The 25,993-nt window shown below is 36.1% G+C and carries 19 protein-coding genes and 1 CRISPR repeat array; of the genes, 17 read left to right on the top strand and 2 right to left on the bottom strand.

Features of this window, described 5'->3' with window-relative positions; translation table 11 throughout:
• Nucleotides 1-62: 62 nt before the first annotated feature.
• The 5 genes from LV469_03260 to LV469_03240 all read left to right on the top strand — a co-directional run bounded on the left by LV469_03260 (nucleotide 63) and on the right by LV469_03240 (nucleotide 10,298).
• Nucleotides 63-1,271 carry an FAD:protein FMN transferase gene (locus LV469_03260; protein UHR03325.1) on the top strand — a complete coding sequence of 403 codons (1,209 nt, stop codon included), beginning with the start codon at nucleotides 63-65 and terminating at the stop codon, nucleotides 1,269-1,271.
• A 1-nt stretch (nucleotide 1,272) separates the two neighbouring features.
• A complete protein-coding gene (locus LV469_03255) occupies nucleotides 1,273-1,758 on the top strand; it encodes a hypothetical protein (GenBank protein ID UHR03324.1) in 486 nt (161 codons plus the stop codon).
• A complete protein-coding gene (locus LV469_03250; protein ID UHR03323.1) occupies nucleotides 1,755-2,303 on the top strand; it encodes a thermonuclease family protein in 549 nt (182 codons plus the stop codon). The genes LV469_03255 and LV469_03250 overlap by 4 nt, the downstream gene beginning before the upstream one ends.
• Before the next feature lie 8 nt (nucleotides 2,304-2,311).
• A complete protein-coding gene (locus LV469_03245) occupies nucleotides 2,312-2,803 on the top strand; it encodes a phosphatidylglycerophosphatase A (protein ID UHR03322.1) in 492 nt (163 codons plus the stop codon).
• Nucleotides 2,804-3,116: 313 nt separating this feature from the next.
• The gene (locus LV469_03240) at nucleotides 3,117-10,298 is read left to right on the top strand and encodes an InlB B-repeat-containing protein (protein ID UHR03321.1); all 7,182 of its coding nucleotides are present in this window, start codon (nucleotides 3,117-3,119) and stop codon (nucleotides 10,296-10,298) included.
• Between the two features lie 67 nt (nucleotides 10,299-10,365).
• Here the strand turns inward: LV469_03240 and LV469_03235 are convergent, their stop codons facing one another.
• Nucleotides 10,366-11,016, bottom strand: coding sequence for a Crp/Fnr family transcriptional regulator (locus LV469_03235; GenBank protein UHR03320.1), 651 nt, complete (start codon nucleotides 11,014-11,016; stop codon nucleotides 10,366-10,368).
• Between the two features lie 165 nt (nucleotides 11,017-11,181).
• Between LV469_03235 and rplM the strand changes: the two genes are divergently transcribed.
• Both rplM and rpsI read left to right on the top strand, forming a co-directional pair.
• A complete protein-coding gene (gene rplM / locus LV469_03230; GenBank protein UHR03319.1) occupies nucleotides 11,182-11,610 on the top strand; it encodes a 50S ribosomal protein L13 in 429 nt (142 codons plus the stop codon).
• Nucleotides 11,611-11,623: 13 nt separating this feature from the next.
• The gene (gene rpsI, locus LV469_03225) at nucleotides 11,624-12,016 is read left to right on the top strand and encodes a 30S ribosomal protein S9 (GenBank protein UHR03581.1); all 393 of its coding nucleotides are present in this window, start codon (nucleotides 11,624-11,626) and stop codon (nucleotides 12,014-12,016) included.
• Between the two features lie 240 nt (nucleotides 12,017-12,256).
• Here the strand turns inward: rpsI and LV469_03220 are convergent, their stop codons facing one another.
• The gene (locus LV469_03220; protein ID UHR03318.1) at nucleotides 12,257-12,559 is read right to left on the bottom strand and encodes a hypothetical protein; all 303 of its coding nucleotides are present in this window, start codon (nucleotides 12,557-12,559) and stop codon (nucleotides 12,257-12,259) included.
• Nucleotides 12,560-13,039: 480 nt separating this feature from the next.
• On the opposite strand from LV469_03220, the gene cas3 reads away from it, so the two are divergent.
• The 10 genes from cas3 (at nucleotide 13,040) to LV469_03170 (ending at nucleotide 25,947) form a co-directional block, all read left to right on the top strand.
• Entirely contained in the window at nucleotides 13,040-15,793 is a 2,754-nt protein-coding gene (gene cas3, locus LV469_03215; protein ID UHR03317.1) for a CRISPR-associated helicase Cas3', read from the top strand.
• Nucleotides 15,780-17,468, top strand: coding sequence for a type I-E CRISPR-associated protein Cse1/CasA (locus LV469_03210; protein UHR03316.1), 1,689 nt, complete (start codon nucleotides 15,780-15,782; stop codon nucleotides 17,466-17,468). The genes cas3 and LV469_03210 overlap by 14 nt, the downstream gene beginning before the upstream one ends.
• Nucleotides 17,469-17,479: 11 nt before the next feature.
• Nucleotides 17,480-18,073: a type I-E CRISPR-associated protein Cse2/CasB gene (gene casB, locus LV469_03205; GenBank protein ID UHR03315.1), complete on the top strand. Its 594-nt coding sequence runs from the start codon at nucleotides 17,480-17,482 to the stop codon at nucleotides 18,071-18,073.
• 1 nt (nucleotide 18,074) lies between these two features.
• A complete protein-coding gene (gene cas7e / locus LV469_03200) occupies nucleotides 18,075-19,148 on the top strand; it encodes a type I-E CRISPR-associated protein Cas7/Cse4/CasC (GenBank protein ID UHR03314.1) in 1,074 nt (357 codons plus the stop codon).
• A 16-nt stretch (nucleotides 19,149-19,164) separates the two neighbouring features.
• The gene (gene cas5e / locus LV469_03195; GenBank protein ID UHR03313.1) at nucleotides 19,165-19,863 is read left to right on the top strand and encodes a type I-E CRISPR-associated protein Cas5/CasD; all 699 of its coding nucleotides are present in this window, start codon (nucleotides 19,165-19,167) and stop codon (nucleotides 19,861-19,863) included.
• A gap of 9 nt (nucleotides 19,864-19,872) precedes the next feature.
• The gene (gene cas6e / locus LV469_03190) at nucleotides 19,873-20,532 is read left to right on the top strand and encodes a type I-E CRISPR-associated protein Cas6/Cse3/CasE (protein ID UHR03312.1); all 660 of its coding nucleotides are present in this window, start codon (nucleotides 19,873-19,875) and stop codon (nucleotides 20,530-20,532) included.
• Nucleotides 20,529-21,467 carry a type I-E CRISPR-associated endonuclease Cas1e gene (gene cas1e, locus LV469_03185; GenBank protein ID UHR03311.1) on the top strand — a complete coding sequence of 313 codons (939 nt, stop codon included), beginning with the start codon at nucleotides 20,529-20,531 and terminating at the stop codon, nucleotides 21,465-21,467. The genes cas6e and cas1e overlap by 4 nt, the downstream gene beginning before the upstream one ends.
• Before the next feature lies 1 nt (nucleotide 21,468).
• On the top strand, nucleotides 21,469-22,347 hold the full coding sequence (gene cas2e / locus LV469_03180) for a type I-E CRISPR-associated endoribonuclease Cas2e (protein ID UHR03310.1): 879 nt from the start codon (nucleotides 21,469-21,471) through the stop codon (nucleotides 22,345-22,347).
• Between the two features lie 61 nt (nucleotides 22,348-22,408).
• Nucleotides 22,409-24,512: a CRISPR direct-repeat array (repeat unit 28 nt; unit sequence GTAATACCCGCACACGCGGGGGTGATCC).
• Between the two features lie 126 nt (nucleotides 24,513-24,638).
• Nucleotides 24,639-25,685 (top strand): hypothetical protein, encoded by a 1,047-nt coding sequence (locus tag LV469_03175; protein UHR03309.1) that lies wholly within the window; start codon nucleotides 24,639-24,641, stop codon nucleotides 25,683-25,685.
• Entirely contained in the window at nucleotides 25,654-25,947 is a 294-nt protein-coding gene (locus tag LV469_03170) for a hypothetical protein (GenBank protein ID UHR03308.1), read from the top strand. Before LV469_03175 ends, LV469_03170 begins: the two co-directional genes overlap by 32 nt.
• Nucleotides 25,948-25,993: the final 46 nt, after the last annotated feature.

The following is a 25,993-nucleotide window of genomic DNA, read 5'->3' as shown; positions in this document are numbered from 1 at the left end:
AATTTTATTTTTCTCTTTTGCAAGTTTTTTAGCTGTGTTATATTCTATATTGGGTGATTAATTTGAAAAGAAAAATAATTTGCGGACTTCTTGTTAGCCTTACGCTTCTTAGCGGATGTGGCAAGAACAACCATGAGCATAAAGACAACCATAACCACAACCACAACCATGTTGGTGAACACGAAAAGGCTGATAAAAATGTAATAAAAGCCAATGAAGTTTTAGAAAAATATGACATCACTATTACTGGTGCTTTTGACACAGTTACCAAGGCTGCCATCTATGCAAAAAGTGAAGACGAAGCCCAAAAATACTTGTCTTATATAGAGCATAGGCTGCAAGATTTGCATGAAAAATTCAATAGCTTCGAAGCCTATGACAATCTAAATAATGTAAAGACCATAAATGATATGGCGGGAAAAGAAGCAGTGCCTGTCTGTGATGAGATATTAAATCTTTTAGAATTTGCAAAAGAATACGAAAATAAATATTCTAATAAGACCAATATCCTCATCGGGTCTATAACAGATTTATGGCTTAAATATAGGACTGCTTACACTTTTGAAGAAAGTCTTGAAATGCCATCAGATGAAGAAATGCAAGCAAGAAAAGCGGATGTAATAAAAGAATTTGGCTCAGCCTTGCCAACGGACAAGGAGCTTAAGGCTGCTAAAGCTTTTTGTGATCCCCAAAATTTGGAAATCGACAAAAATAATAAGACAGTTTTTTTGAAAAAACCTAAAATGATGCTTGATGTTGGTTCAATTGCCAAGGGATACGCCTGCCAGATAATCAAAGAAGAAGTTGAAAAGATGGGTGTTGAAGCCGGCCTTATATCTGCTGGTGGCAATGTTGTAACCTTGGGAGATGTAAATAAGCTTGGCAGGGACAAGTTCATCATAGGAGTCCAAAGCCCTGATGGAAAAAATTTCCAAAAGTATCAAGATGGAATAATCTTGAAATTGGGAATAAAAGACGAGGCGGTTGTTACAAGTGGAGACTATCAGAGATATTTTGACTTGGACGGGAAGAGATATTGTCACATAATCGATCCAGATAGTGCTATGCCAGGAAACTTATACAGATCTGTAACTGTTGTGACAAAAGATTCAGGTTTGGCAGACTTTCTCTCCACAGCCCTTTTTCTCACTCCCTTAGATGAGGCCATGAAGCTTGTAAATAGTCAAGAAGGGATAGAGGCTGTATTTGTAACCGATGATGGTCAGTTTCATTTTTCAAAAAATATGAAAAATTATCTAATTGAGGACTAGGATGTTTAAAAATAATTTTCGAGCCTTGTTGGTCCAAGGTGTCTTATCATTTATATGCATGGGAATTGGCTTTATTATAGGAAAATTTCAAGTGCTACAAGAACTCTTGTACCAAAATTTTATAGGAAAACTAATAATAAGTGTTTTAATTATATTGCTCTACAAGTGGCTATCGTCTATTTTGACGACAAAATCAAAGGCTAGGGGAGATTTTTTTGTAGGTTCTTATATTTTCTTTTTAGGACTTGCATTTTTAGCTCTTGCACTAGTAGGCATGGGCAAGTCTGTTTTTGAGGTTGCTCCAGGAGAAAGCACTTGGCGATTGGGTATGGATTTTATAAGCCTTCCAATTCAACTTGTAATTTATCTTTTAAGATCAAAGGTTGGTATAGTAGCCTATATAATTTCCATAATTTTTCCTAGCCTTTTGATGGGATTTTTTCTCAGATGGAAAAGGGTTAACAGGCGTCAAAAGAGGAAAAAATGAACAGAGAAACTAGTTTTAAGTTTGTCTTTATCATAATACTTATTTTGATAATTTATGGAATCAAAAGAAAATCTTACTCAAATATTGACCTTGATAAATTTAGTGAGATTAAAGTCGAAAAAGTGATTGATGGAGACACAATTTATTCAAACAAGAACGAAAAAATAAGAATAATAGGTATAAATACTCCAGAAACTGGGAAAAAACAAGAAAAACTCGGCAAGGAAGCAAAAAAATTTGCAGAAAAAGTCCTAAAGGGAAGGAAGGTTTATTTGGAGAAGGACTTAGATAAGACTGACCAGTACGGAAGAGAATTAAGATATGTATGGCTGGACTTGCCCGTGAAATTTTCCAGAAAAGAAATTGTGACCAAAAATTACTCGGCCATCATAATAGCAAAGGGACTTGCAAGACCCTATACATTTAAACCAAATGTAAAATACGAAAAGATTTTCAAAGACTTGGCAAAAAAGGCCTTAAAGAAAAAAATCGGCATGTGGAAATATGGAGATGAGGGCACAACGAGAGGAGATAAACTGAACTGAGGTGGAAGATGGAATATAAAAACTTAGACTTGAAAAAAATTTCAATAGAAAAATTGCAAGGCATAGGGGTCAGCATAGAGGACATGGCAAAGATGGTATTAGATTTGCAAAAGCCCTATCTGTCAGAATTAGACTTGGAAACATGTAGAAATAGTGTCTTGGGAGTGCTTGGCAAAAGAGAAGTCGCTAATGCCATTTTGACTGGCTTGGCTCTTGATGAGATGGCAAACAAGAAACTCTTGCCCGAGCCAATACTTTCTATAATATCAAATGACGAAGGCCTTTACGGAATAGACGAGGTCTTGACTCTTGGAATTACAAATGTTTACGGGTCAATAGGACTTACTAATTTCGGCTACTTAGACAAGGAAAAACCGGGCATCTTGAGAGAACTTGATCAGAGAAAATATACAAAATCCGAGGTCACAACATTCGCCGATGATTTAGTGGCAGCGATAATAGCAGCAGCAGCAGCAAGTATTGCTCATAATTTTGGCTAATAATAAGAAAGCGCCAGCAGGTGCTTTTTATGTTCTAAATTTTTACAAAGTAACATCCGGATCCATTAATACATATATCAATTAGCACATCAAAAAAGGTAAATTAAAAATAAACAAAAGAAATGAATAAAAGAAATAAATTAAAGAAATAATTCATAAAATTTAAAAATTTTCATAAAAAATTAAAAAAATTTACTATCTTTCAAATTTAAAGTTTTGAAATTGATAAAAATATTGTATAATTTTTTTCTAGAAAAATATTTATAAATTGTTATATAAGAATCTAGGCATATATATCATGTTAGGAGATGAATTGAATTTGAATAGTTATTTAAAAAGAATTACAACATTTTTTCTAGTTGTATGCATGCTTTTAACAACGCCGCTAGAAGTTTTTGCATCCAACACAGACTTGATTCTATTATCAACAAAGAGGGATCCAGTAAATACCTTAAGTGTTTCACCTTATAAACTTACTGATGACGAAGATGAAACAGAGGTATTAAAAGACAAAAAGCAACCTGATATTTATACATTCCGCATGAATTTTAAAGCACAAAGGGGCGAAAAATACAAGAAAAGCCATCAACCTTATGTGGCAAGTGTTGGCGCGGATACAAGTGATAAAGACAAGGCTAGAATAAATAAAGAAATTAAACTTCCAGATATCAAGGGTTATATAAAACCTCAGAATGAATTTTCAATAAATTATGATGTAATAAAGAGCCGAGCAGAAAAAGAGCTTGCTAAGACAAAAGACGGTGTAATTAATTACCAAGCAGAACAAGATTTTAAATATAGGGCTAAGAAGGTTGGAGTTAAAGTAAAACACGTTTTTCAAATGCTAAAAGACTTTAACAAGTATGGCAATAAGCCAGGTGAGTCGGAGCCTATTGTAGATACACAATTCGGTAGCACCGGCTCCACAATGGAAATAAAACCTTTGGATGAAAAATATATAAGAGGATTTGAACCAGAAGCAGAATTTATTTTGACCCAAGTTCCAGAGGATACAAAAGATTTTGAGTTGGAGTATCGTTACAATCGTGCCTACTATGATGTCGTATTTGATTGCGATGAGGGTACGCCGATACCAGCTAGGACCTTGTATTATGAGCAAATTATCCCAAAGATTGAAGACACGGATATGACCACTAAGTCGGGTATGATTTTCAAAGGCTGGAAGCCTTCTGTCGATTTAAAGGGAAGTCTAAGTGGAGTCGACACGGTATTTAAAAAAGATGAGATTATGAAGGATGCATCGGGAAATCCAAGTTATAATCTTGATCTTAATTTACAGATGCCAGCTGAAAAAGTGACCTTTACAGCAGTCTGGGAAAGCAAAAAAGAAGCAGACTATACAGTCTTATTTTGGGCAGAAAAGGCAGATTATCCAAAGGACGCCAAGCTTTTGAACAAGTATGACTTTGTAGGAGCCCATGTATATAAAAATCAACCCGTAGGCAAGCGACCAGAGCTTGAAAAAGAGCCTGTAAAAGGTGTAAAGTTTACGGACTTGGATGCTGCTAGACTACAAAGGATTTACAATGAGGAAAAAGTAAAGGTCAACAATCCCAATGGAAATGAGAAAATGGACCTTCTCTATCTTAATAAGTTTTACGTCTATAACAAAGATCTTACCAATAAGCAAAATGTCGACAGCAAGCACCAAGAGCTTATAAAGAAGGTATCGCCTACAGGAAAGACTGTATATAACATCTACTACGATAGGCAGGTCTACAAGCTTTGGTTTACTAAAGGTTCCTTCGAAGCGAGTTTTTATCCAACGCTGACAAGAAATGGAGAAGTGTTGGGCAAGCCGGGAGCGCCCTATCACTTTGAGGCACGCTTTAATCAAAGCCTTGTGGGAATGTGGCCCAATGACATCTTGGAGGTCGGTGGATTTAAAGAGGACAACAACTCTCTTGGATGGTCTATCTTGCAAGGTGTAGAAGAACGTTTATATCGTGATACGCCTCCTTATAGGCTTACTGCCAACGAATTTGTGGATTACCCGGAGCTTAGCACAAAGGGTTTAGCAAAAGAAATTCCTATGGGTGAAGGTGTGGCTCCTAAAAAGGCGGGTCCCTTTGATATAGCCTTTGGTATCGATCAAAGTGATCAAGTTTTTCCAATTCACGAGGACTTTTTGCTGGACGGTTTTGAAGAAGGCGAACAAAGCTATGACTATGACCTCTATATGGTAAAGTCCGATACAAATAATAGCGATTATGATTTTACACCGCCAGATCTGCAAGGTTTTACTGGTAAGGGTAAAAAGCGAGTTGAAAAATTCGATGCATTTGACCTGCAAGATGACAAGAATGAAGCAAGAGATGAAGAAACGCCATTTCCTAAGGTTTATTATAGATATAAAGGCAAGAGAAGACAAAAGGGAAAGATATATTTTATGTGGTCCTTCCCTCGAATTGACCCGCTAAATGAAGAAGAAAAAGAAGATCTAAAGAAGCCTATCGAAGACTTAGAGGAAGATGAAAACGAAAACGAAGATAGCGGAGATGAGTATCGAATTTTCGATCAAAATGGTTATATAGCCTTTGAATATTCAAGAAATAAGTATGAACTAAAGCTCAACAATGACCCCGACAAGGAAAAGGATGACTCAGACTACAAAGCTAAGGACAAAATTCAGGTTTTCTACCAATACCCTCTAAACAAATTGAATCTCGATAAAGACCACAAGCCTGAAAAGCCGGAAGGAATTCCAGATAATTGGGAGTTCAAGGGCTGGGCCATGGATATAAAAGGACAAAAACTCATACAAAAAATAAATGAAACCATGCCAGCACGAGATTTAATCTTGTATGCTCAATGGGGCGAGCCGGACTATAAGTGGAAGGTGATCTTTGATGCTAACGGCGGAACTTTACCTGATATCAATACAGAAAATCTAACTGTTGAGAAAAAGACTATTGTAGAAGGCGATACTGGACAAGAGAAAAAAGTAACCTATCCTTTAGGCGGAGAAAAGACTAAAGACAAGCAAGTCTTTACAGTGGTTCAACATCAAATATTAAACTTGCCAGCAAAACCGAAACGAAAGGGATACGAATTTCGTGGCTGGGAACTTATCCGCTATAAAAGAGATAAGGACGGCAACTATACAAATAACTTAGACAAGGAATATAGTAAGAAGTACAGAGATATTTCTGGAGCGAGAGAGCTTTATTCTTTTGGAAATGATGTAGTAAGTCCACTTTACCTAAAAGCTATATGGATACCAACAGATACTGTAGATATAAAGGTTGAACATTATTTATTGAATAAAGATTTCAACGTTGATAAGTTTATATGTGATGAGATTGAGAATAAGCGTGTCAACTATTTAGTCGCAGCTACAGGGGATCAACAAAATGAAGAATGGATTTTAGCAGATGATGAAGAACTTACGGCCCATCCACAATCGAACATTTACGATAAGTATAGGCAATATAATGATCGAGTTAAATTTAACAACACCTATTTCCAAACTTTTCGTGTAGAACCTGCAAAAATTTTAGACCAAGAGACAGGTCTTTCGATTGATAATCCAAAATATAAAGACAATGTTTTTAAATTTTTCTATAGAAGATATAGGACACGCAACTATAAGGTAAATTATGTAGATGTAAGAGCGAAAGAAGCGATAGAAGCGACTACAGATTTAGCAGAAAAAACAAGGCTTATTAGGGCAAATAGCATAATTGGTCAAGAAAAAGTTATAAGCCAATGCCGCCATTACGACGCCAGAAACTATAGACCAATACCAGGATGGGTTTTAGCAGATGGAGAAAAGCCGCAAAAACAACTCTTTTATGATGTGAATGAAAACACCAACGAATTGTTGGGCATCAATGGAACTGGAGCCGATGAGATTATTTTCTACTATAAGGATGCAAGAGTTATAGAAGTCACAGATCCAAAAGACCCAGTACCAGATGGTTATGTAAGAGTTACCTTCAAGGTAGATGAGACAAACAAGGGTGGAGTATTTAAGGACAAAGCCGGAAAAGAAGTAACAGCAATTTACTATGATGTAATCAAGGGATTAAAGTCTGATAAGCTTCCTCATCCAATAATCTGGGAAGATGGCAAAGACGCTAGTGGAAATCCTAAAGCAAAAGAAGAAGGCAGATACTATATCACTCCAGATTCAGGTAAGAGCTTTAGCAAGTGGGACAATGAAAAGTGGCTTAATGAGTCAACTGACATCCAAAGGCCCTATACTTTCACTGCCTATTTTGACTGGTCTGGTGCTGCTGCTAAGGGCATGGTCATAACAGAAGCTTTCAAAGATGATAAGGCGGATGCGACAAAAAACTGGTCGAATAAATTTGCTCCGACTCTTGAAAATCTAAAGAAGCAAATTGTTTGGAAAGAAAAAGTAAAGGAAAATGGAAGAGAAAAACTTGTAGAAAAAGAACTTCCTCAAGATACAACTGTTGAACTTTTTGACGACAAAGACCAGGCTTTAACTGATGAAAAAGTTTTTGAATTAGTAAATGAAAAGAAAAAAGCTGACAAGGATGAGCTGGTTCGCACAGTAAATATCAAGGCTAAAGTTAAATTTAAAGATAAAAAGGACACACAAGAGCTTGTTATTCCGATAAAGATTTACAAGAATGTCTACGAAGCCTTGAATGAGAATGCTGACAAGCCTAAATTCCTATCAGATGCAGAAAAACTAGAAGCAAAAGATGGCGGCTTGAAAGATGTAACTGGAGACTATATAAAAGTAAGGGTAAAACCAAACAAGGACTTTGATGCAAGAGACTCAAAAGTTTATTATGTAAACAAAAATGCTTGGGTAGAAATACCGAAAATAGACACTGCAGGCGATTCTAGATTCACAAACTGGACAGCAGACAAGAAAGCACAAAATGAAGAAGAAAAAGAAAATGGCATCTTCGACTTTACAAAGCGCCACAAATTCACAGAAGAAACCTTGATCACACCAAGATCTGCACAAGATGTGGTAGAACAAACAGACCCGGCAAATAAACCGGACGTACCAGCAAGCTATGTAAAAGTCATAATAGACAAGACGGAAAAAGCAGCACTTGAAGCAGACGAAAAACAAAGTCAAACCTTCTGGGTAAACCCAACAAAAGAAGTGGCAATAACAGTTTCAAATCCAAAAGGCAAAGAAGACCAAGAAGTCGAACTAAAAGACAATAATGGAGAATCTCTAGGCACTCAAAAAGTAAAATACAACTTCGACAAGTGGCAAAAGATAAAAGAAGGAGCAGATGACAACAGCTTAACAGACCTAAATCCAGTCTTAGACATAGACTTAGCTAAAAACAAATTCACACAAAAAGTTACCCTAATAAAAGCAAGCTATGAAGAAGAAATAGACGCAAAAGAATTAATAGGAAAAAGCACGATTGCTCCCCTAGATACGCCTAAGGGAAAAGAAATCACATCTGATATATTAAAAGGCAAGATAACTCCACCAGACGGCAAGCAAATAGGCTCAATACAAGTAATTAGCACTCCGAATAAAGACGAGGTTGGAAAAGCGGAAGCAAAAGTAATAATAAAATACACCGATGGAACAACAGAAGGCTCAGACGCAAACCCAATCAAAATACCTGTAGAAGTGCATGATAACATAGTCAAAGCAGGGTCAAATGGAGAAAGACCAAAAGAAGCCCTTGAAAACTATGTAAAAATTACTTTAAAAGCCAAAGAAGGCGGAAAACTAGAAGGCACACTCACAGGCGACTTCATCTATTATGTATCACCAGAAGTAGAAATAGATTTAGAAGCAATAGCAGCATCAATCAAAAAGACACCAGACACTGGATACTTTGTGAATGGAGAAAATTGGACTAATGCAAATGGCAAGACCCTAAAAGGACAATTTGCACAAGAGGCAGTTTTCGAATTTGAATTTGAAAAGTCAAATGACATAATTACTAAAACTGATGATAGCGTTAAAAAGCCAGAAGGCTATGTAACAGTCACCTTCAAAACAGATGGCAATGGAAAAGTAGATGGCAAAGATGAAATAGTCTACTTCGTAAATCCAAACGCTGGTATTAAAATAGGCCAAACAAAAACACCGGACAACAAGACCATAGTAATACCAAAGGTCACTGCGAATGAAGATTGCGAATTTAAAGAATGGCAAGAAAATATTGACGAAGGTTCAGTTATCAAAGGAAACAAAGAATTTGTTGCTATCTTTAAAGCAATAGAAAAGACGGTAACATTGATTTATGAAAATGGTGGAGCTGATGTAAGAGGAACAGTGCCAGATGCTATAAGGGTAAAAGTTGGTACCGTAGTTAACTTGGCAAACAAAGGCAAATTACAAAAAGAAAATGCGGTATTTGCAGGCTGGAAGATAGATGACACAACTTATGGAGAGGGAGATCAAATAACATTAAATGAAAATAAAACAGCCATAGCCCAATGGACAAGCACTAAGCACACCGTAACCTTCATCTCAATGGGAGGAAGCAACGTAAAAAGTCAAGAAGTTTCCCATGGACAAAAACTACAAGCCTTTGACGAACCAAAACTTGAAGGCAAAGTATTCGTCGGTTGGAAAGAAAAAGGCAAAGAAAATGAGGCCGCTTACTTCGATTTAAACACAAGCATAGAAGAAAACAAAACCCTAATAGCTACTTGGCAAGACCCAGTAAAAGAAATAAGAGAAAACGACCAAGTAGAACCACAATTTATAAAAGTAAGCTTCAAACAAGAAGCAAATGGAAGTCTAAACAAAGAAGAAGTCACCTACAAAGTTGCAAAAGACCTATCCTTTGAAGACGCAAAACAAGCCGGAATGAAAGTGCCAGAAATAAAAGCAGCAAAATACTACAAAGCCATAGGCTGGGACAAGGAACTCAAACTAGAAGGACAAGACATAGTCTTTAACGCCAAATACGAATCAGAAGACATCATCCCAATAGATCCAAACATACCAGACGACCAAATAAAAGCAAATAGGCCAGACGGTATGATAATCGTAACCTTCAAAGTAGCAGAAGCTGATACAGACAAAGCCTTCATAAAAGCTATAAGAAAATTCTACGTAAAAAAAGACAAAGAAGTAACAATAGACCCGCCAACAGTCTACAACAAAACCATGGACTACACATTCAAAGGCTGGGAAGGAAAAACTCTTCAAAACAACAAACTAGTCATAACCTTCACAGAAGACACAGAAATAAAAGCACTTGGAGCAAGCCTACCACAAATGGAAATCCAATTACCAAGAGCAGGCTACAAGACAGTCTATGTACTAAGCAACCTAAATGGTGCAAGCGGAAAACTCGCAGTAAAAATAAATGGAACCTGGGATGAATATACAGCAGAAATCAAAACTGTAACAAGGAGAAGGGGAAGAAGAATAATAAGTCAAGACTTTACAACCTTCACCCTAGAAAAACAACTAAGAGCAGGCGATCAAATCCGTTACTGGGCTGAAAAAGACGGAGTAAAATCCGAAGTAAGAGAATATACAGTAAAAAGTTTTAACTAAGAAATACGTAGAATATGTATAAAGAAAAGAGCAGTTTGAGACTGCTCTTTTTTTAAATATTTAAATTTTATTTTAAGATGCGAAATTGATTTTTGTAATAGTCTATTATTCCTTCTTTTTTCATTTTTGAAAGTTCTCTAGATAGGGCAGATCTATTGACGCCCAAATATTCAGATAGGGAAGATACATTGTATTCAATAAAGAAGTATTTGCTTGAATTTTCGAGTTCTAGAGAACGCAGATAATATAGGACCTTATCCCTTATAGTTGGAAGATTTAGGATGTCAATTTTTTTTCTCAAGATGGTATTTTTCATGGCTAAAACTTTGCACATATTTGTCATTATCTTTAAGTAGAGATCCTTTCTATCCACAAAATTATTTTTATCTAAAGTCAAGCTAATAAGCTTGGAGTCCTCACTTGCAACTGCGTAGACAGGCGAGAACTTCACCTCGTTTATATAAAAGGCTTCTGCGAAGAGCTGACCACTTTTAGCAATTGAAATAATTCGCCTATTGCCCAAAATATCACACTTATAAACAAAGATAGAGCCTTTTATTATGTAAAAGAAGGAGGATATCTCATCGCCTTCTTTGATTATGGGGTTGGATTTTTCATAGAATTTGACTCTAGCCTTCATAAGTTCAATGGACTCGTCAATTTCTTTTTCGCTTAGACCAGCAAATATTCTATTTTTGCCAAGATTTTGATACTGCATATTAATCACCAATAGAATTATATCATTTAAGTAAAAAAGTAAGAATAAATAAAACAAAAAAACCAAAAAAATCAGTAAATAGCTTGACAAAGAGAGGGGGACTTAGTAAAATATAGCTTGTTTAAAAAGCCCCGGAATTTTTTAAACGATTAGGAGGAAAGTAGCTTGAAAAGTTACATGGCAAAAGCCCACGAAGTAGAAAGAAAATGGTATATAATTGACGCTGAAGGCAAGGTACTTGGCAGACTTGCAACTGAAGTGGCTAATATTTTAAGAGGAAAGAACAAACCAATTTATACTCCACATGTGGACACTGGAGATTTTGTTGTTATCATCAATGCAGAAAAAGTGAGATTGACTGGAAATAAATGGGAAGATAAGATTCACGCTTATCACACCGGCTATCCAGGCGGAAGAAGAGAAGTTTCATACAAACAACTACTCGAAAAGAAACCAGAATTTATTATTGAACATGCTATAAAGGGAATGCTTCCAAAAAATAGCCTAGGCAGACAAATGTTTAGGAAGTTGAAAGTGTATGCTGGAGACAAACATCCACACGAAGCACAAAAACCTGAAGCATACGAATTTTAATTGAGTAGGAGGAATTATGGATAATCAATTCAGAGGAACAGGAAGAAGAAAAACTTCAGTTGCTGCTGTAAGACTTTTACCAGGTTCTGGAAAGTTTGTTATAAATGGCAGAGAAATAGAAAATTATTTCGACTATGCAACTCTAAGAGCTGTTGCAAAGGCTCCACTTACATTGACTGATAATGAAAGCAAATTCGATGTAATCGTAAAGGTAATCGGTGGTGGCTTTACAGGTCAAGCAGGAGCAGTGCAACACGGTGTTGCAAGAGCTCTTTTAGAATATGATGCAGAGCTTAGACCAATTCTTAAAAAGGCTGGCTTCTTGACAAGAGATTCTAGAATGAAAGAAAGAAAGAAGTACGGTTTGAAAAAAGCCAGACGTGCACCACAATTCTCAAAGAGATAATATTTGTATCTTACCAAAACCTCGGTTTTTTCCGAGGTTTTTTGTATTTTATAAATAATTATTTTTTAAGAAAATAGAGAAGATATTATAAGATAGAATATAAAAAAGCAGTCCATCAAGGAACTGCTTTATAAATTTTAAATTTTCTTATTCATTATTATGCCTATACTAGAAAATATGTAAGAGTATTAAGCAAAAACTATCTCATCCAACTTTTTTAAATCTAAGCTTTATTAGCTATTAAAAGAATTTACAAAAGATAAAAATTAAGGCAAGTAAAAATAGAAAAGCTACAGAAAAATACTGCTTTCTTTTATAAGCTAGGCTTATATCCATAAACCAGATTGCTATGTACATTCCAGCTGATAAAAATATTAGAGCCAAGGCTATGGTTGCTAGAATCGAAAATAAGATATTGGGATACGATAAATCAAAAAGAAAAACCAAAGACAGGACTAAGAGTCCTAGTATGCCAATGATCCCAGATACTTTTTTTAATCTTTTAATTTTTAAATCTAAATTATTTTTGTTTTCTTCATTCATCTATATAACCCTAAAGTAAATATTATTTTAGTCAATAATTTTTTATAATATATCAAAACATTCCCCAATAATCAATATTTGAACAATATAATTTATTCTAGTTATAACAAATGTATCCGACATTTTAGCAAGTAGACATATAGCTACAAAAACATTTTTTATCTCAAAAAAAATTTCACTTAAAGATACAATCTAAATTTGAAAAAAAGCCGCTTGATATAAATTTTAAGAAAAATAAAAAACATTTCACATTTGATTATATAAAAAATATTGAAATCTATGTGTGTATTATCCAAGTCTAAAAGATTATAATAATTATATAGTAAAATTTTAACAAGTATAAAAGAGCGTATGACCTACATATAATTTTATATATAAAACATAAGCACTTACGAGTTATAATTGCAGAAAAAGAGGTTTGCGAAAAGATATTAAAGAATAAAACTTGCTTTTTAGAGTTTTAAAACAATGGGTGAGAGTATGGAAAAATACTTGTGGGCTAAAAAGAATAGATGTGAAAACGCTCCCATGTGGCTACCACTGATGATCCATTTGGAAGATACTATGGAGATTTGTGGACGCTTGTTTGACAATTGGTTATCTGATGGGACTAAGGATTTTTTGATAAATTCCATAGATACGGGAGTTGAAAATAAGAATGATTTAGTTAGAAATCTTTGCAGATTTTTGGGAGCTGTTCATGATGTTGGCAAGGCGACAGCGATATTTCAGAGTAAAAAATCTTTTAATGGAGATAGTGAACTAGATAGTTTGATTTTGGAAAATCTTCAAAATGCGGGTTTTAAAAATATTGATTTCTACGACTTTAAAAGCAAAAAAAATATTGCTCATAATGTAAGTGGTCAATATATTCTAGAGAAGTTTGGAGTCAATTTTTGCGTGGCAAATATTATAGGAGCTCACCACGGAAGACCTATTTCTAAATTAGAATCGGATGGCAGTTCAAGCTACTTTTCTAGTCTTTATCAAGATGACGATACTAATTCTACAACAGCTATTTTCTGGTCTAAGATACATAAAAAAATATTTGATTGGGCTATGATAAATAGCAAATTTTCAAATGTGGATGAGCTTCCTCTAATTTCCCAACCAGGACAAGTGATTCTGTCTGGACTTTTAGTAATGGCAGACTGGATAAGCAGCAATGAAGATTACTTCCCCTTAATTGGAATAGATGAGTGCGAAGTGGACTCTGACCGGGCGGAGTTGGGATTTTTAAAATGGCATGATAGTCAAGCTAAAGAATGGGAGCCTCAAGCATATTATGATGAAATTTATAAAGCTAGATTCAATTTTAATTCAAAAGATGCACAAAAAAAGATATCGGAAAAAATAGATGAAATTGATAAACCCGGCATAATGATAGTAGAGGCACCCATGGGTATGGGTAAGACGGAGGCTGCGCTTGTGGCAGTTGAGCAGCTTGCGCAAAAGACCAAGAGAAGGGGAATGTTTTTTGGACTTCCAACTCAAGCTACTTCAAATGGAATTTTTACAAGGGTTAAGGATTGGCTGGAGCATACATCAGGTGGGAGGTCAATTAGGCTTATCCATGGTAAGGCTCAGCTAAATGAAGAATTTTCAAATTTACCCAAGAGTAGAAATATTCATGGCGAGGATGGACTAGGGGTAAATGAATGGTTTGCTGGTAGAAAATTATCTATTCTAGATGATTTCACAGTTGGAACAATTGATCAGATTTTGCTCTGTGCTTTAAAGCAAAAACATTTGATGCTAAGACATCTGGGTTTATCAAATAAAATTGTCGTAATAGATGAAGCTCATGCCTATGATTCATATATGAATGTGTATTTGCATCAAGCTTTGAGGTGGCTTGGGGCATATAAGGTGCCGGTTGTGATTTTATCGGCAACCCTGCCAATAAATAAGCGAAACGAACTATTAAAATTTTATATGGCAGGAGCTGGTTATAAATTTAAAAAAGTCTCTAAGCCAGAAGGATTTGAAACAAATGAGGCTTATCCGCTTTTGACCTATAATGACGGTCAAAGTATTAAGCAGTTTTCAGATTTTGAAAAAGAGTCTGGCCGAGATTATACAATAATTAGAAAAAATAGAGATGAAAGCGAAGATATAATAAAGCTGATAAATGAGAGTACGCCAGATGGTGGCGTCGTAGGTATTATTGTGAATACAGTAAAAAAAGCCCAAGAACTTTTTTTAAAATGTATTGCTGAGTATGGAGAAGAAGTAGTTGAATTGCTGCATTCATCATTTATTGCAACAGATAGATATAGAAAAGAAAAACAACTGCTTAATACAATTGGGAAAAAATGCAAGAGACCAGATTTTAAAATAATTATCGGAACACAGGTTATTGAGCAATCTCTCGACATAGACTTTGACCTTTTAATAACTGATTTGGCACCCATGGACTTGATTTTGCAAAGAATGGGGCGACTTCACAGACATACTGAAACAAAAAGACCTGATAATTTGAAAACGCCAAAGGTCTATGTCTTAAATTGCGACAATTATGATTTTGACAAGGCAAGCACTTACGTCTATCCAGCCTATCTTTTATTCAGGACAGAGTATTTTTTGCCAGAAAAAATAAATTTGCCAAATGATATATCGCACTTGGTTCAACTTGTCTATTCAGATGAAGACCTAGAGTTAGATGATGAGTTAAAAATGAAATATGAGAATTATAAAAGGGCAAAAGACAAGCTGGTTGAAGAAAAAAAGATAAAGGCAGAGGCTTATTGTATAGACAAGCCACTTATAAGCTCTATTTCAACAGACAAAAATTTATCTGATTGGATTAAAAATTCCAATCATGTCGCGGAAGCATCAGATATCAAAGCTTATGCCCAGGTCAGAGATAGCACTGATACTATTGAAGTAATAGCACTTAAATCTTGCGAGGATGGATATGAGTTTTTTGATAAAAAGGGAGTCCTTAATTCTAGCGATAATAAAACTGCAATGGAAATAGCCAAGAGAACTATAAAATTGCCTAACTCTGTATATTACAGTAAGGGCAAGTATCTTATAGATCAAGTAATAGAAGAACTCGAAAAATATTATTTGAAAAATTTTGCTTCTTGGAACGAGCAGCTTTGGCTTAAAAACAATCTTGCAATAGTATTTGATAAAAAAAATGAATTTAGAATATTGGATAAAATATTAGTCTATGACCCAAAGTATGGGCTTATAGTAAAAAAGGAGGATGAAAATGAGCGAATTTAATTTGGTTGACAAGCCTTGGATTTTGGTTGCAACGGACGACAAAGGCACTACAAAGCTTGTTGGGTTAAAGGAATTTTTTCAAAATGCTCACACGTACACGGCTCTTGCGGGAGATATGCTAACTCAAGATTTTGCTGTGATGAGATTTTTATTGGCCATACTTCACACCGTTTTTTCAAGATACGATGCAAGTGGCAAGGCCTACGCTCAACTAGAAGTAGATGAGCGCATGAAGCAGGTCGAAAGTGTTGATATCGACGATGAAGAAGAGTATGAAGATAACTTGATGAAAACATGGAAAGATTTATGGACTGCTGGAAAATTCCCAGAAATTGTCATCAAATATCTTGAGCTCTGGCATGATAGATTTAATCTATTTGACGAGAAGTATCCTTTCTATCAGGTGACAGAAGCACAAGTGGATAGTTCAAAAATCAATAAAACTAGTCCGAGCGAAGTCTTAGGCAAAAATATAAATAGAATGATTTCAGAAAGTGCCAATAAAATAGCCCTATTTTCTCCAAAATATAATCATGGTAACAACAAAGAAATGTTAAATTATGATGAAGTAGTAAGATGGCTAATAACATATCAATCATATACGGGCCTATCAGATAAGGTTATATTCGGAGATGAAAAATACAAGGCATCCAAGGGATGGCTATTCGACTTGGGAGGAGTGTATCTTTCAAGCGATAATATATATAAGACCTTGATTTTAAATTTGCAATTGTTGGATAAAGTAAACACCCAGTACAATATCAACATTCAGAAACCTTGCTGGGAATATAGTCCATCAAAGCTAATTGAGAAATATATGTCATCTAATATAATTGATAATATAAGTGAATTATACACAAGGTGGAGCAGGGCCATTTACATACCTGATTTCGCTCCTAGAGATGTATTCAAAATGCAGATTGTAAAACTGCCAGAAGTATCACATGAAGATAATTTTTTAGAGCCTATGACTCTATGGAAATACAATAATAGTGGAGACAACAAGGGCAAATTTACTCCAAAAAAGCATCAACTAAACAAATCCTTGTGGAGATCATTTGGACTTATCACAAGGACCGAAGACGCTAATGAAAATAATGCCAATACACCTAAAAGAAAACCGGGAATTATGGAATGGCTAAATCACATTGAGCCATATATCAAAAATCAAGTTGTAAAAATCAATTCTGTAAGCATGGAAGATGATGGAAATGCAACATCGTGGGTTCCGACAAACGAAATTGTAGATAGCTTATACATCAAAGAATCAATACTAAACGACATTAAAGATCAGGGCTGGGTTATCAGAATAAATGACCTCGTTGATAAAACAAAAGATATCATAGATAAGACTTTTAGATCATTTGTAAATGATATAAAAAGTATTAGAAACATAGAATCAAATGAATTTACATCAAAATATGTAGAAGATATGTATTTTGAAATTGACAAGCCCTTCAGAGATTGGCTATCAAGTATAGATTATAAAGATAATAAAGACGAAAAGACAAAGATGTGGAATAAAAAATTAAAAACCTTGCTCATAAGACAAGCTGAAAAAATCATGGAAAATGCAGGCCCGAGAGATTTTATCGGCATAGTAGAAAATGATTCCACAAAAAATATAGCAACAGCATTTAATAGCTTTATATGGCACTTGAATAAAAAATTATAAAGGAGGTAGAAATGGAGAACAAAACATTAGATGTTTACAAGGAAACTGCAAGGATATTGAGAAAACTTGATGCGACAAGAGACATTCCCGCTACAAGAGCTTTGTTGGCAAACATTAGAAACTCGATAAATAAAGAAACCTCAAGCAATATGGATGCTCTTACATATGTATTCCAAAATATACCAGAGGAATTTATCGGTTCACGAAATGAACTAAATGATTACGAAAAATCGATTTTTACGGCGCTGCAGATGTACGCTCTGCATCAACAAGCGAATATGAATTCTGTTTTAAAACTCGATTACGAGAAAGACGAAAGGCGCCAAAACATGGGAGATGCCTTAAGCTATTTAAGAACAAATGACAGCAAGTCTACCGATGCAAGGTTTAATGCTCTAGTAACTTCAAGTAATTTCAAACAATTAGAAAATCATTTAAGACAGATGGTAAAACTTTTAAAGGCCAAATCAGAAGTCAAAGTTGATTATGCAAGTCTGGCAGACGACTTATATTGGTTTTTGAAAAAAGAAAAAGATGGCATAAAAATAAAATGGGCAAGGGCCTACTACAAATTTAGAAAAGAAAATGAAAAAGGAGAAGATTAAAATGGAAAACAAAATCAATCAAAGACTATTTTTAGATATTCACGCAATTCAAACTATGCCTCCTGCGAATATAAACAGAGATGACACAGGTAGTCCTAAGACTGCCCAATACGGGGGAGTGACAAGAGCAAGAGTTAGCTCACAAAGCTGGAAAAGAGCTATGAGAAAATACTTTAACGAAGATGGCGATATCAAAAATGTGGGAATTCGCTCACTAAACATTGTGGCATATATTGCCAATAAAATTGTAAAAAAAGCTAGTTCAATTTCCTTAGAAGAAGCCATGAATATGGCTGAAAAAACATTAAATGCCGCTAAAATTTCAACTAAAGATCAAAAAGCAAAAGCATTATTTTTCATAAGCGACAGGCAAGCAGACCAATTTGCTCAAGCATGCATAAATAAAAATACCGATAAAAAAGAATTGCAAGAAATTTTAAACAGTAACACTGCAATAGACATAGCCCTATTCGGCAGAATGGTGGCAGATGATCCATCATTAAACGAAGATGCATCATCTCAAGTAGCCCATGCCATTTCAACTCATGGCATCGAAAGTGAATTCGATTTCTTTACAGCTGTTGATGACCTCGCACAAGAAGACAATGCAGGTGCTGGCATGCTCGGTACAATTGAATACAATTCATCCACCCTATATCGCTATGCCAACATAGCCCTTCATGAATTCTATAAGCAACTTGGCGAAAAAGAAGACACTATAAAAGCCACCAAGCTTTTCCTAGAAGCCTTTGTAAAATCTATGCCAACAGGAAAAATAAATACTTTCGCCAACCAAACTCTTCCTCAAGCACTAATAGTAACACTAAGAAGCGATAGACCGGCTAGTATGGTCAGTGCCTTTGAAAAACCAATAAAATCAGATGATGGATATGTAAACAAATCGATAGAAAGACTTTTTGACGAATATACAAAATGCGATAAAATCTTAGATAAACCAATTTTTACTGCATATTTGCTACTAGATGATTTGAAAGTAAATGAAATAGGCAAGCAAGAAAAAAGTATAAATGAACTTTTAGACGATTTGGCATCAGAACTAAATAAAAATCTATAAGATTAGGTGATGAGCTTTGAAAACACTATTACTGAGATTAAAAGGGCCTATGCAAGCCTGGGGCACATCCTCAAAATTTGAGACAAGAGCCACCGACTATTACCCTTCCAAATCTGCTGTGATTGGAATAATAGCAGCTAGTTTAGGATATAAAAGAGATGATGATGAAAAAGTACAAAAGTTAAACAATCTCGACTTTGCAGTGAGAATAGACCAAGAAGGAATCTTGCAAAAAGACTATCACATAGCAAGCAAATACAAAGAAAATGGAGATTTTGAAAGAAATTATGTGACAAACCGCTACTACATGGGAGATGCAGTATTTGTAGTGGCTATATCTAGCCAAGACGAAAAGTGGATAGACGAAATAATAAAAGCCATAAAGAGTCCATATTTTCAACCATTCATGGGCAGGAGATCATGCCCATTGCCACTAGATTTTATAATTGGCTCGACAGAAAAAGGACCAATAGAAGCCTTAGAGCAATTAGAATGGCAAGCAGCAGACTGGTACAAAAAGAAAAATCAAAATTATCGTGCAGACATCTATGCAGACAAGAGTTTACAGAAAGATAGACCATTTATCATAAGAAATGACCGAGTGATATCTTTTTCACAAAAAGAACGCAAATTTGGACCGCGATTTGAAGTTAGACTTAGTAAACAAATGGCAACAAGAGAAGAAAAACCACTAGACTTTTATGGAAGTATATAGGGGTGAAAAATGTATTTATCAAGAGTAGAAATAGACACAAACAATCGTAGAAAAATGAGAGATTTAAAGCACCTTGGTTGCTATCATGCTTGGATCGAAGACTCTTTTTTAGACGAACGTGAAAAACCCAAAGAAAAACGCAGCAGAAAGCTTTGGAGAATAGATAGCATAGACGAAAAATATTATCTGTTAATCCTAAGCGAAAGCGAGCCAAATTTTGAAAAGCTTGAAAAATATGGAGTAAAAAATTCTGCCATAAGCAAAAACTACAATGACTTCTTAGAATCACTTAAAGAAGGAATGAGGGCAAACTTTAGAATAAAACTAAATACAGTTAAATCACATGCAGACAGAGTCAAATACAAAAAACGTGGCCGTGTGATGCCCGTTCCACTAGACGAGCTAAACTCATTTTTCATAGAAAGAGCCGAAAAAAATGGCTTTTCTGTAAATGCTGACGAATTTTGCGTCTTAAAAAGAGAAAATGAAATCTTTAAGCATTATGATGAAGATAATAAAGAAAAATCAGAAATAAATCTAGCAAGCACAACCTATGAAGGAATCCTAACAATAACCGATTTGGAAAAATTCAAGCAAGCACTAAAAATCGGCATTGGAAAGAAAAAAGCTTACGGATTTGGACTGCTAAGCATAATACCAATAAAATGAAAGATATATCCGGAGCAAAAAAGACAGAACTTGCAGAACTGCCCAGAATATCTGATAGGGTAAGTTTCATCTATGTAGAACACGCAAAAATAAATAGACTTGACAGCGCAATAACCATAAGCGATTATCGAGGACAAGTAAACATCCCATGTAGCATAATAGGAGTACTCATGCTTGGACCCGGAACAGATATAAGCCATAGAGCCATGGAAATATTAGGAGATGTAGGCACATCCGTCTTATGGGTAGGAGAAAGAGGAGTCAGGCATTATGCAAACGGCAGAAGCCTGGCCCACTCCACAAGACTACTAGAAAAGCAGGCAAAATTAGTATCAAACACTAGAACTAGACTAGAAGTTGCAAGAAAAATGTACGCAATGAGATTTGAAAATGAAGATGTATCAAACTTAACCATGCAACAACTGCGTGGCAGAGAAGGCTCAAGAATAAGAAAAGTTTATCGAGAACAATCGAAAAAATACAAAGTAAAATGGGATGGCAGAGACTACAACGTGGATGACTTTGAAGCTTCAAACGAAGTCAACCAAGCACTTTCAGCAGCCAACGTTTCATTATATGGCGTTTGCCATAGCATAATAGTAGCCTTGGGCATGAGTCCTGGACTTGGCTTTGTCCACACAGGGCATGACAAATCTTTTGTTTACGATATTGCAGACCTATACAAGGCAGAACTTACAATCCCCTTAGCCTTTGAACTAGCATCAGAATTGCAAGGCGATGAAGACATCGGAAAACTTGCAAGACAAAAAATAAGAGATGAAATGGTCGACGGTAAAATCATGCAAAAAATTGTCCAAGACCTGCAATATCTCATGGATGTCCAAGAAGAAGACAAAACATACATGGACATCATAGAGCTATGGGACGACAAAAATGAAAATGCAAGTTATGGAATAAGCTACAAAGAGGGTTAAAATGCCATTGACAGTAATAACTTTAAAAAACTCACCGCCATCCCTAAGAGGAGATCTGACAAAATGGATGCAAGAAATATCAACAGGCGTCTACGTTGGAAATTTCAATAGCAAAATAAGAGCAGAACTCTGGAAACGCATTGTAGAAAGCGTAGGAACGGGAGAAGCTACAATGAGTTATGCCTTTAGGAATGAAATCGGATACAATTTCGAAACCCACAACTCAACAAAAATACCGATGGACTTTGACGGCATACCACTAGTATTTACACCAATAAAAAAAACAGAGACAACAGATCAAAAACTTGGATTTAGCAAGGCAGCCATGATGAGAAAATCAAAAAGATACAGCAGCAAAGATACACAAAACAATTCAAAAAACTATGTCGTAATAGACTTGGAAACAACAGGTCTAGATCCGATTGACGATAGAATAATAGAAATAGCAGCAATCAAAATAGGAAAAGAAACAAAAGAATACACCTGTTTTGTAAAGCAAGAAAAAGAACTCACACAAAAAATTAAGAAACTAACAGGAATCAGTCAAATAGAAATAGAAAATGGCAAAGAAGAAAAAATCGCGATATCTGAACTTTTAGAATTTATAGGAAAAGAAAGCATACTAGGATATAATGTAGACTTTGATATATCATTTATAAATGAAGCCCTAAAACGTCAAAAAAAGAAAAAAATAGAAAACAAAATCTATGACGTAATGAAATACGCAAAAGACGAAAAGGCATCCTTAAAAAACTACAAACTCGAAACAGTCTTAAAAGAATATGGAATAAATGAAAAAGTTCCTCATAGGGCAATGAAAGACGCACAAATAATACAAAAACTCGCAAGCAAAATAAAAACACTAATGGACAAACTATAAAAGTAAACCAAAATCTAAAAGCAAAAAAATGAAAATGGCATGATATGGGGGATATTTTAATGTAATACCCGCACACGCGGGGGTGATCCTTCTACTGAAACCTTAAAGACCGAATACTCAGAGTAATACCCGCACACGCGGGGGTGATCCTGCCAACAATCACTATTTGGGCGGGTAAAATTGGTAATACCCGCACACGCGGGGGTGATCCTGATTGACACGGCGAATAAAGTTATAGAAGAGCGTAATACCCGCACACGCGGGGGTGATCCCTACGTATTTTCTGACCATATGTGCAAGCCTATGTAATACCCGCACACGCGGGGGTGATCCTCACATTCAAGCCTTATGATTCTTTCTTCCCAAGTAATACCCGCACACGCGGGGGTGATCCCTTTTTAAAAAGTTCTAAGATGACCCTTTGAAAGTAATACCCGCACACGCGGGGGTGATCCCTTGCGCTATTTACTAAAGTGTTTAAATTCTCAGTAATACCCGCACACGCGGGGGTGATCCTCCCCTCACAGGTGGCGGAGATATTATCTTGAAGTAATACCCGCACACGCGGGGGTGATCCTATCCCATTTTTAATGATTTCTTTGAAAGTGGTGTAATACCCGCACACGCGGGGGTGATCCCGAATCCATCAAAGGCCGCATTTGGTCTTCCTGGTAATACCCGCACACGCGGGGGTGATCCTGGCGGTATAGGAAATGTTGAAATGAAAGAAACGTAATACCCGCACACGCGGGGGTGATCCTGGAGATCATGTCTCTTTGCTCTTGCTCTGAAAGTAATACCCGCACACGCGGGGGTGATCCTATCCCATTTTTAATGATTTCTTTGAAAGTGGTGTAATACCCGCACACGCGGGGGTGATCCCGAATCCATCAAAGGCCGCATTTGGTCTTCCTGGTAATACCCGCACACGCGGGGGTGATCCTGGCGGTATAGGAAATGTTGAAATGAAAGAAACGTAATACCCGCACACGCGGGGGTGATCCTGGAGATCATGTCTCTTTGCTCTTGCTCTGAAAGTAATACCCGCACACGCGGGGGTGATCCCTGCGCCGCCCCAAGTGGCGTTTCTGTTACCATGTAATACCCGCACACGCGGGGGGTGATCCCATAGTAGTAGAGCTTACAAAAGACGGATGGAGGTAATACCCGCACACGCGGGGGTGATCCTATTTTCTTTTAACCAAGTGCTTTCACTTATTTGTAATACCCGCACACGCGGGGGTGATCCCAGAATTTGTGAGAGACAAGGACAACGGGAATAGTAATACCCGCACACGCGGGGGTGATCCTGATTGGTAAAAAGCCTTTCGGCTCTGTCTCTTGTAATACCCGCACACGCGGGGGTGATCCCATCAACCACCTTATTTGAAATATTGTCTTTTAGTAATACCCGCACACGCGGGGGTGATCCTGGTCTTTTAGATTTATGGTCCCAAGTCTATTTGTAATACCCGCACACGCGGGGGTGATCCTATGCTGCAAAGATACAAGGGACACACAAAAGCGTAATACCCGCACACGCGGGGGTGATCCCTACTGGTATATCTGTATTTAACAATGAGATTGGTAATACCCGCACACGCGGGGGTGATCCTGAAAGCATCAAAAAGTTTGAAAAGCAAGCTCGGTAATACCCGCACACGCGGGGGTGATCCCCTTACTTTTCCAATTCAATCGCATCACCTTATGTAATACCCGCACACGCGGGGGTGATCCTACCGGCAAGTCTATTGCCGGAGCCGGTTCTTCGTAATACCCGCACACGCGGGGGTGATCCTATGCTGCAAAGATACAAGGGACACACAAAAGCGTAATACCCGCACACGCGGGGGTGATCCTATCATATCTGTAAGTTTTCCATTGGTCTTCTTGTAATACCCGCACACGCGGGGGTGATCCCATAGTAGTAGAGCTTATAAAAGACGGATGGAGGTAATACCCGCACACGCGGGGGTGATCCTTGATACCAATGAGATGAGGATAAATAACCACTCGTAATACCCGCACACGCGGGGGTGATCCCCTCTCCAGTCTCGCAGTATGGAAGAGATTCAAGTAATACCCGCACACGCGGGGGTGATCCTATGACGATAGTTCTTTTTATTCTAAGTCTGTTGTAATACCCGCACACGCGGGGGTGATTTGGTATTTTATATTTGAACCAGATGTTGCGACTCTATCAGGAATAGGAGATGCAGCAATTAAAATTAACCAAGCAATTCCAGAATACTTTAATAAAGACAGTCTCTCTGAATTAACGGGGATAAATCATGAATAAAGACATAGTCCCTGAACTCTTAGAAAAAATTCAAAACGAATTTAAAAATAAAACTGAAAAAAGTAAAGTTTTGAAAAAGAAAATACTTGCTCTTAAAGCTGGTAAAGCCACACATCTTGATTCTAATGAGTTTGCAATTGAAGTGGGAAATATATTAGCTGATGTTTTTAAAAATGAGATTACTGAGGATGTACTTCCTGATGGAAAGATGTATTATAACATCGCAAAAAGATTGATAGAACCTAATATGAAAAATAATTATGACTTGGTAAGCGACTATTCAAGAGACGTTCAAGAAGTTTTAAATAAAGAATCTAACATATCATTAAAAGCAATTAAACCCGAGTTAAATCAAGACAGAATTGATGGTATAGTTAACAAGATTTGTGATTATGATGACTTTAATCAGGGTAAATGGTTATTAGATGAACCAATAAAAAACTTTACACAAAGTATAGTTGATGACACAATAAAAGTAAATGCAGATTTTCAATATAAATCAGGTTTAACTCCAAAAATAGTAAGAAGAGAAGTTGGAGATTGTTGTAAATGGTGTAAAGAGGTTGTTGGAGTGTACGAATATCCTGATGTTCCAAAAGATGTTTATAGAAGACATCAAAGATGTAATTGCACCGTAGATTATTTACCTGGAGATGGTAAAAAGCAAGACGTTTGGACCAAGAAATGGACTGATGTTGATAAAGATTATAAAATTGAAAAAAGAAAGGATTTTTCCAATAAACATAAATTTAAGATAAACAATAAACAGTTTGGTAAAAAATCTAGCAAACATATGAGAGACTATGAATTAGACGCAAGTTTAGAATCTGATAGAAAAAAATTTGTAGATATAATTAATAATATAGTCGAGAATAATGATAGAATTATTAGAAATATAAACTGGAGAGGGCAGACAGACCCTTTGATTGCCTATGTTAAGGGTGAAGATGTTGTATTGGCTAATAAAAACAATGAATTTGTAACAATTCTAAGAGGAGGTGTCAATAATGCTAGGATTAAGAACACAGGAAAACAATGAATTTATTAAATTTTTCGAATCAGTTCAAGATGAAGCTAATAAATTAAATAAAGTTTTTTTCTTAGACTTTGGTCAATGTGAAGATATATCATTTAATGGCATGGAAGTTGATTCTTTATATGGTTGGTTGATACCAAAAGAAGAAGTAGAAACATTTAATAAAGAGTTCATTGATAAAAGTAATCTTTCAAAATGGGATGATTATTGTGCTTGGGCTATCCCAAGTATAGCAAATGGCAAATTGAATATTGTTTTTGAATAAGCACAACTAAACTTACATATGTAGGAATTTAAATGTGCTTTTTTAA

The organism is Peptoniphilus sp. GNH (assembly GCA_021307325.1).
Classification (GTDB): Bacteria; Bacillota; Clostridia; order Tissierellales; family Peptoniphilaceae; genus KA00134.
Note: the sequence above shows the minus strand (reverse complement) of the source record. Positions and strands in the feature narration are given on the sequence as shown.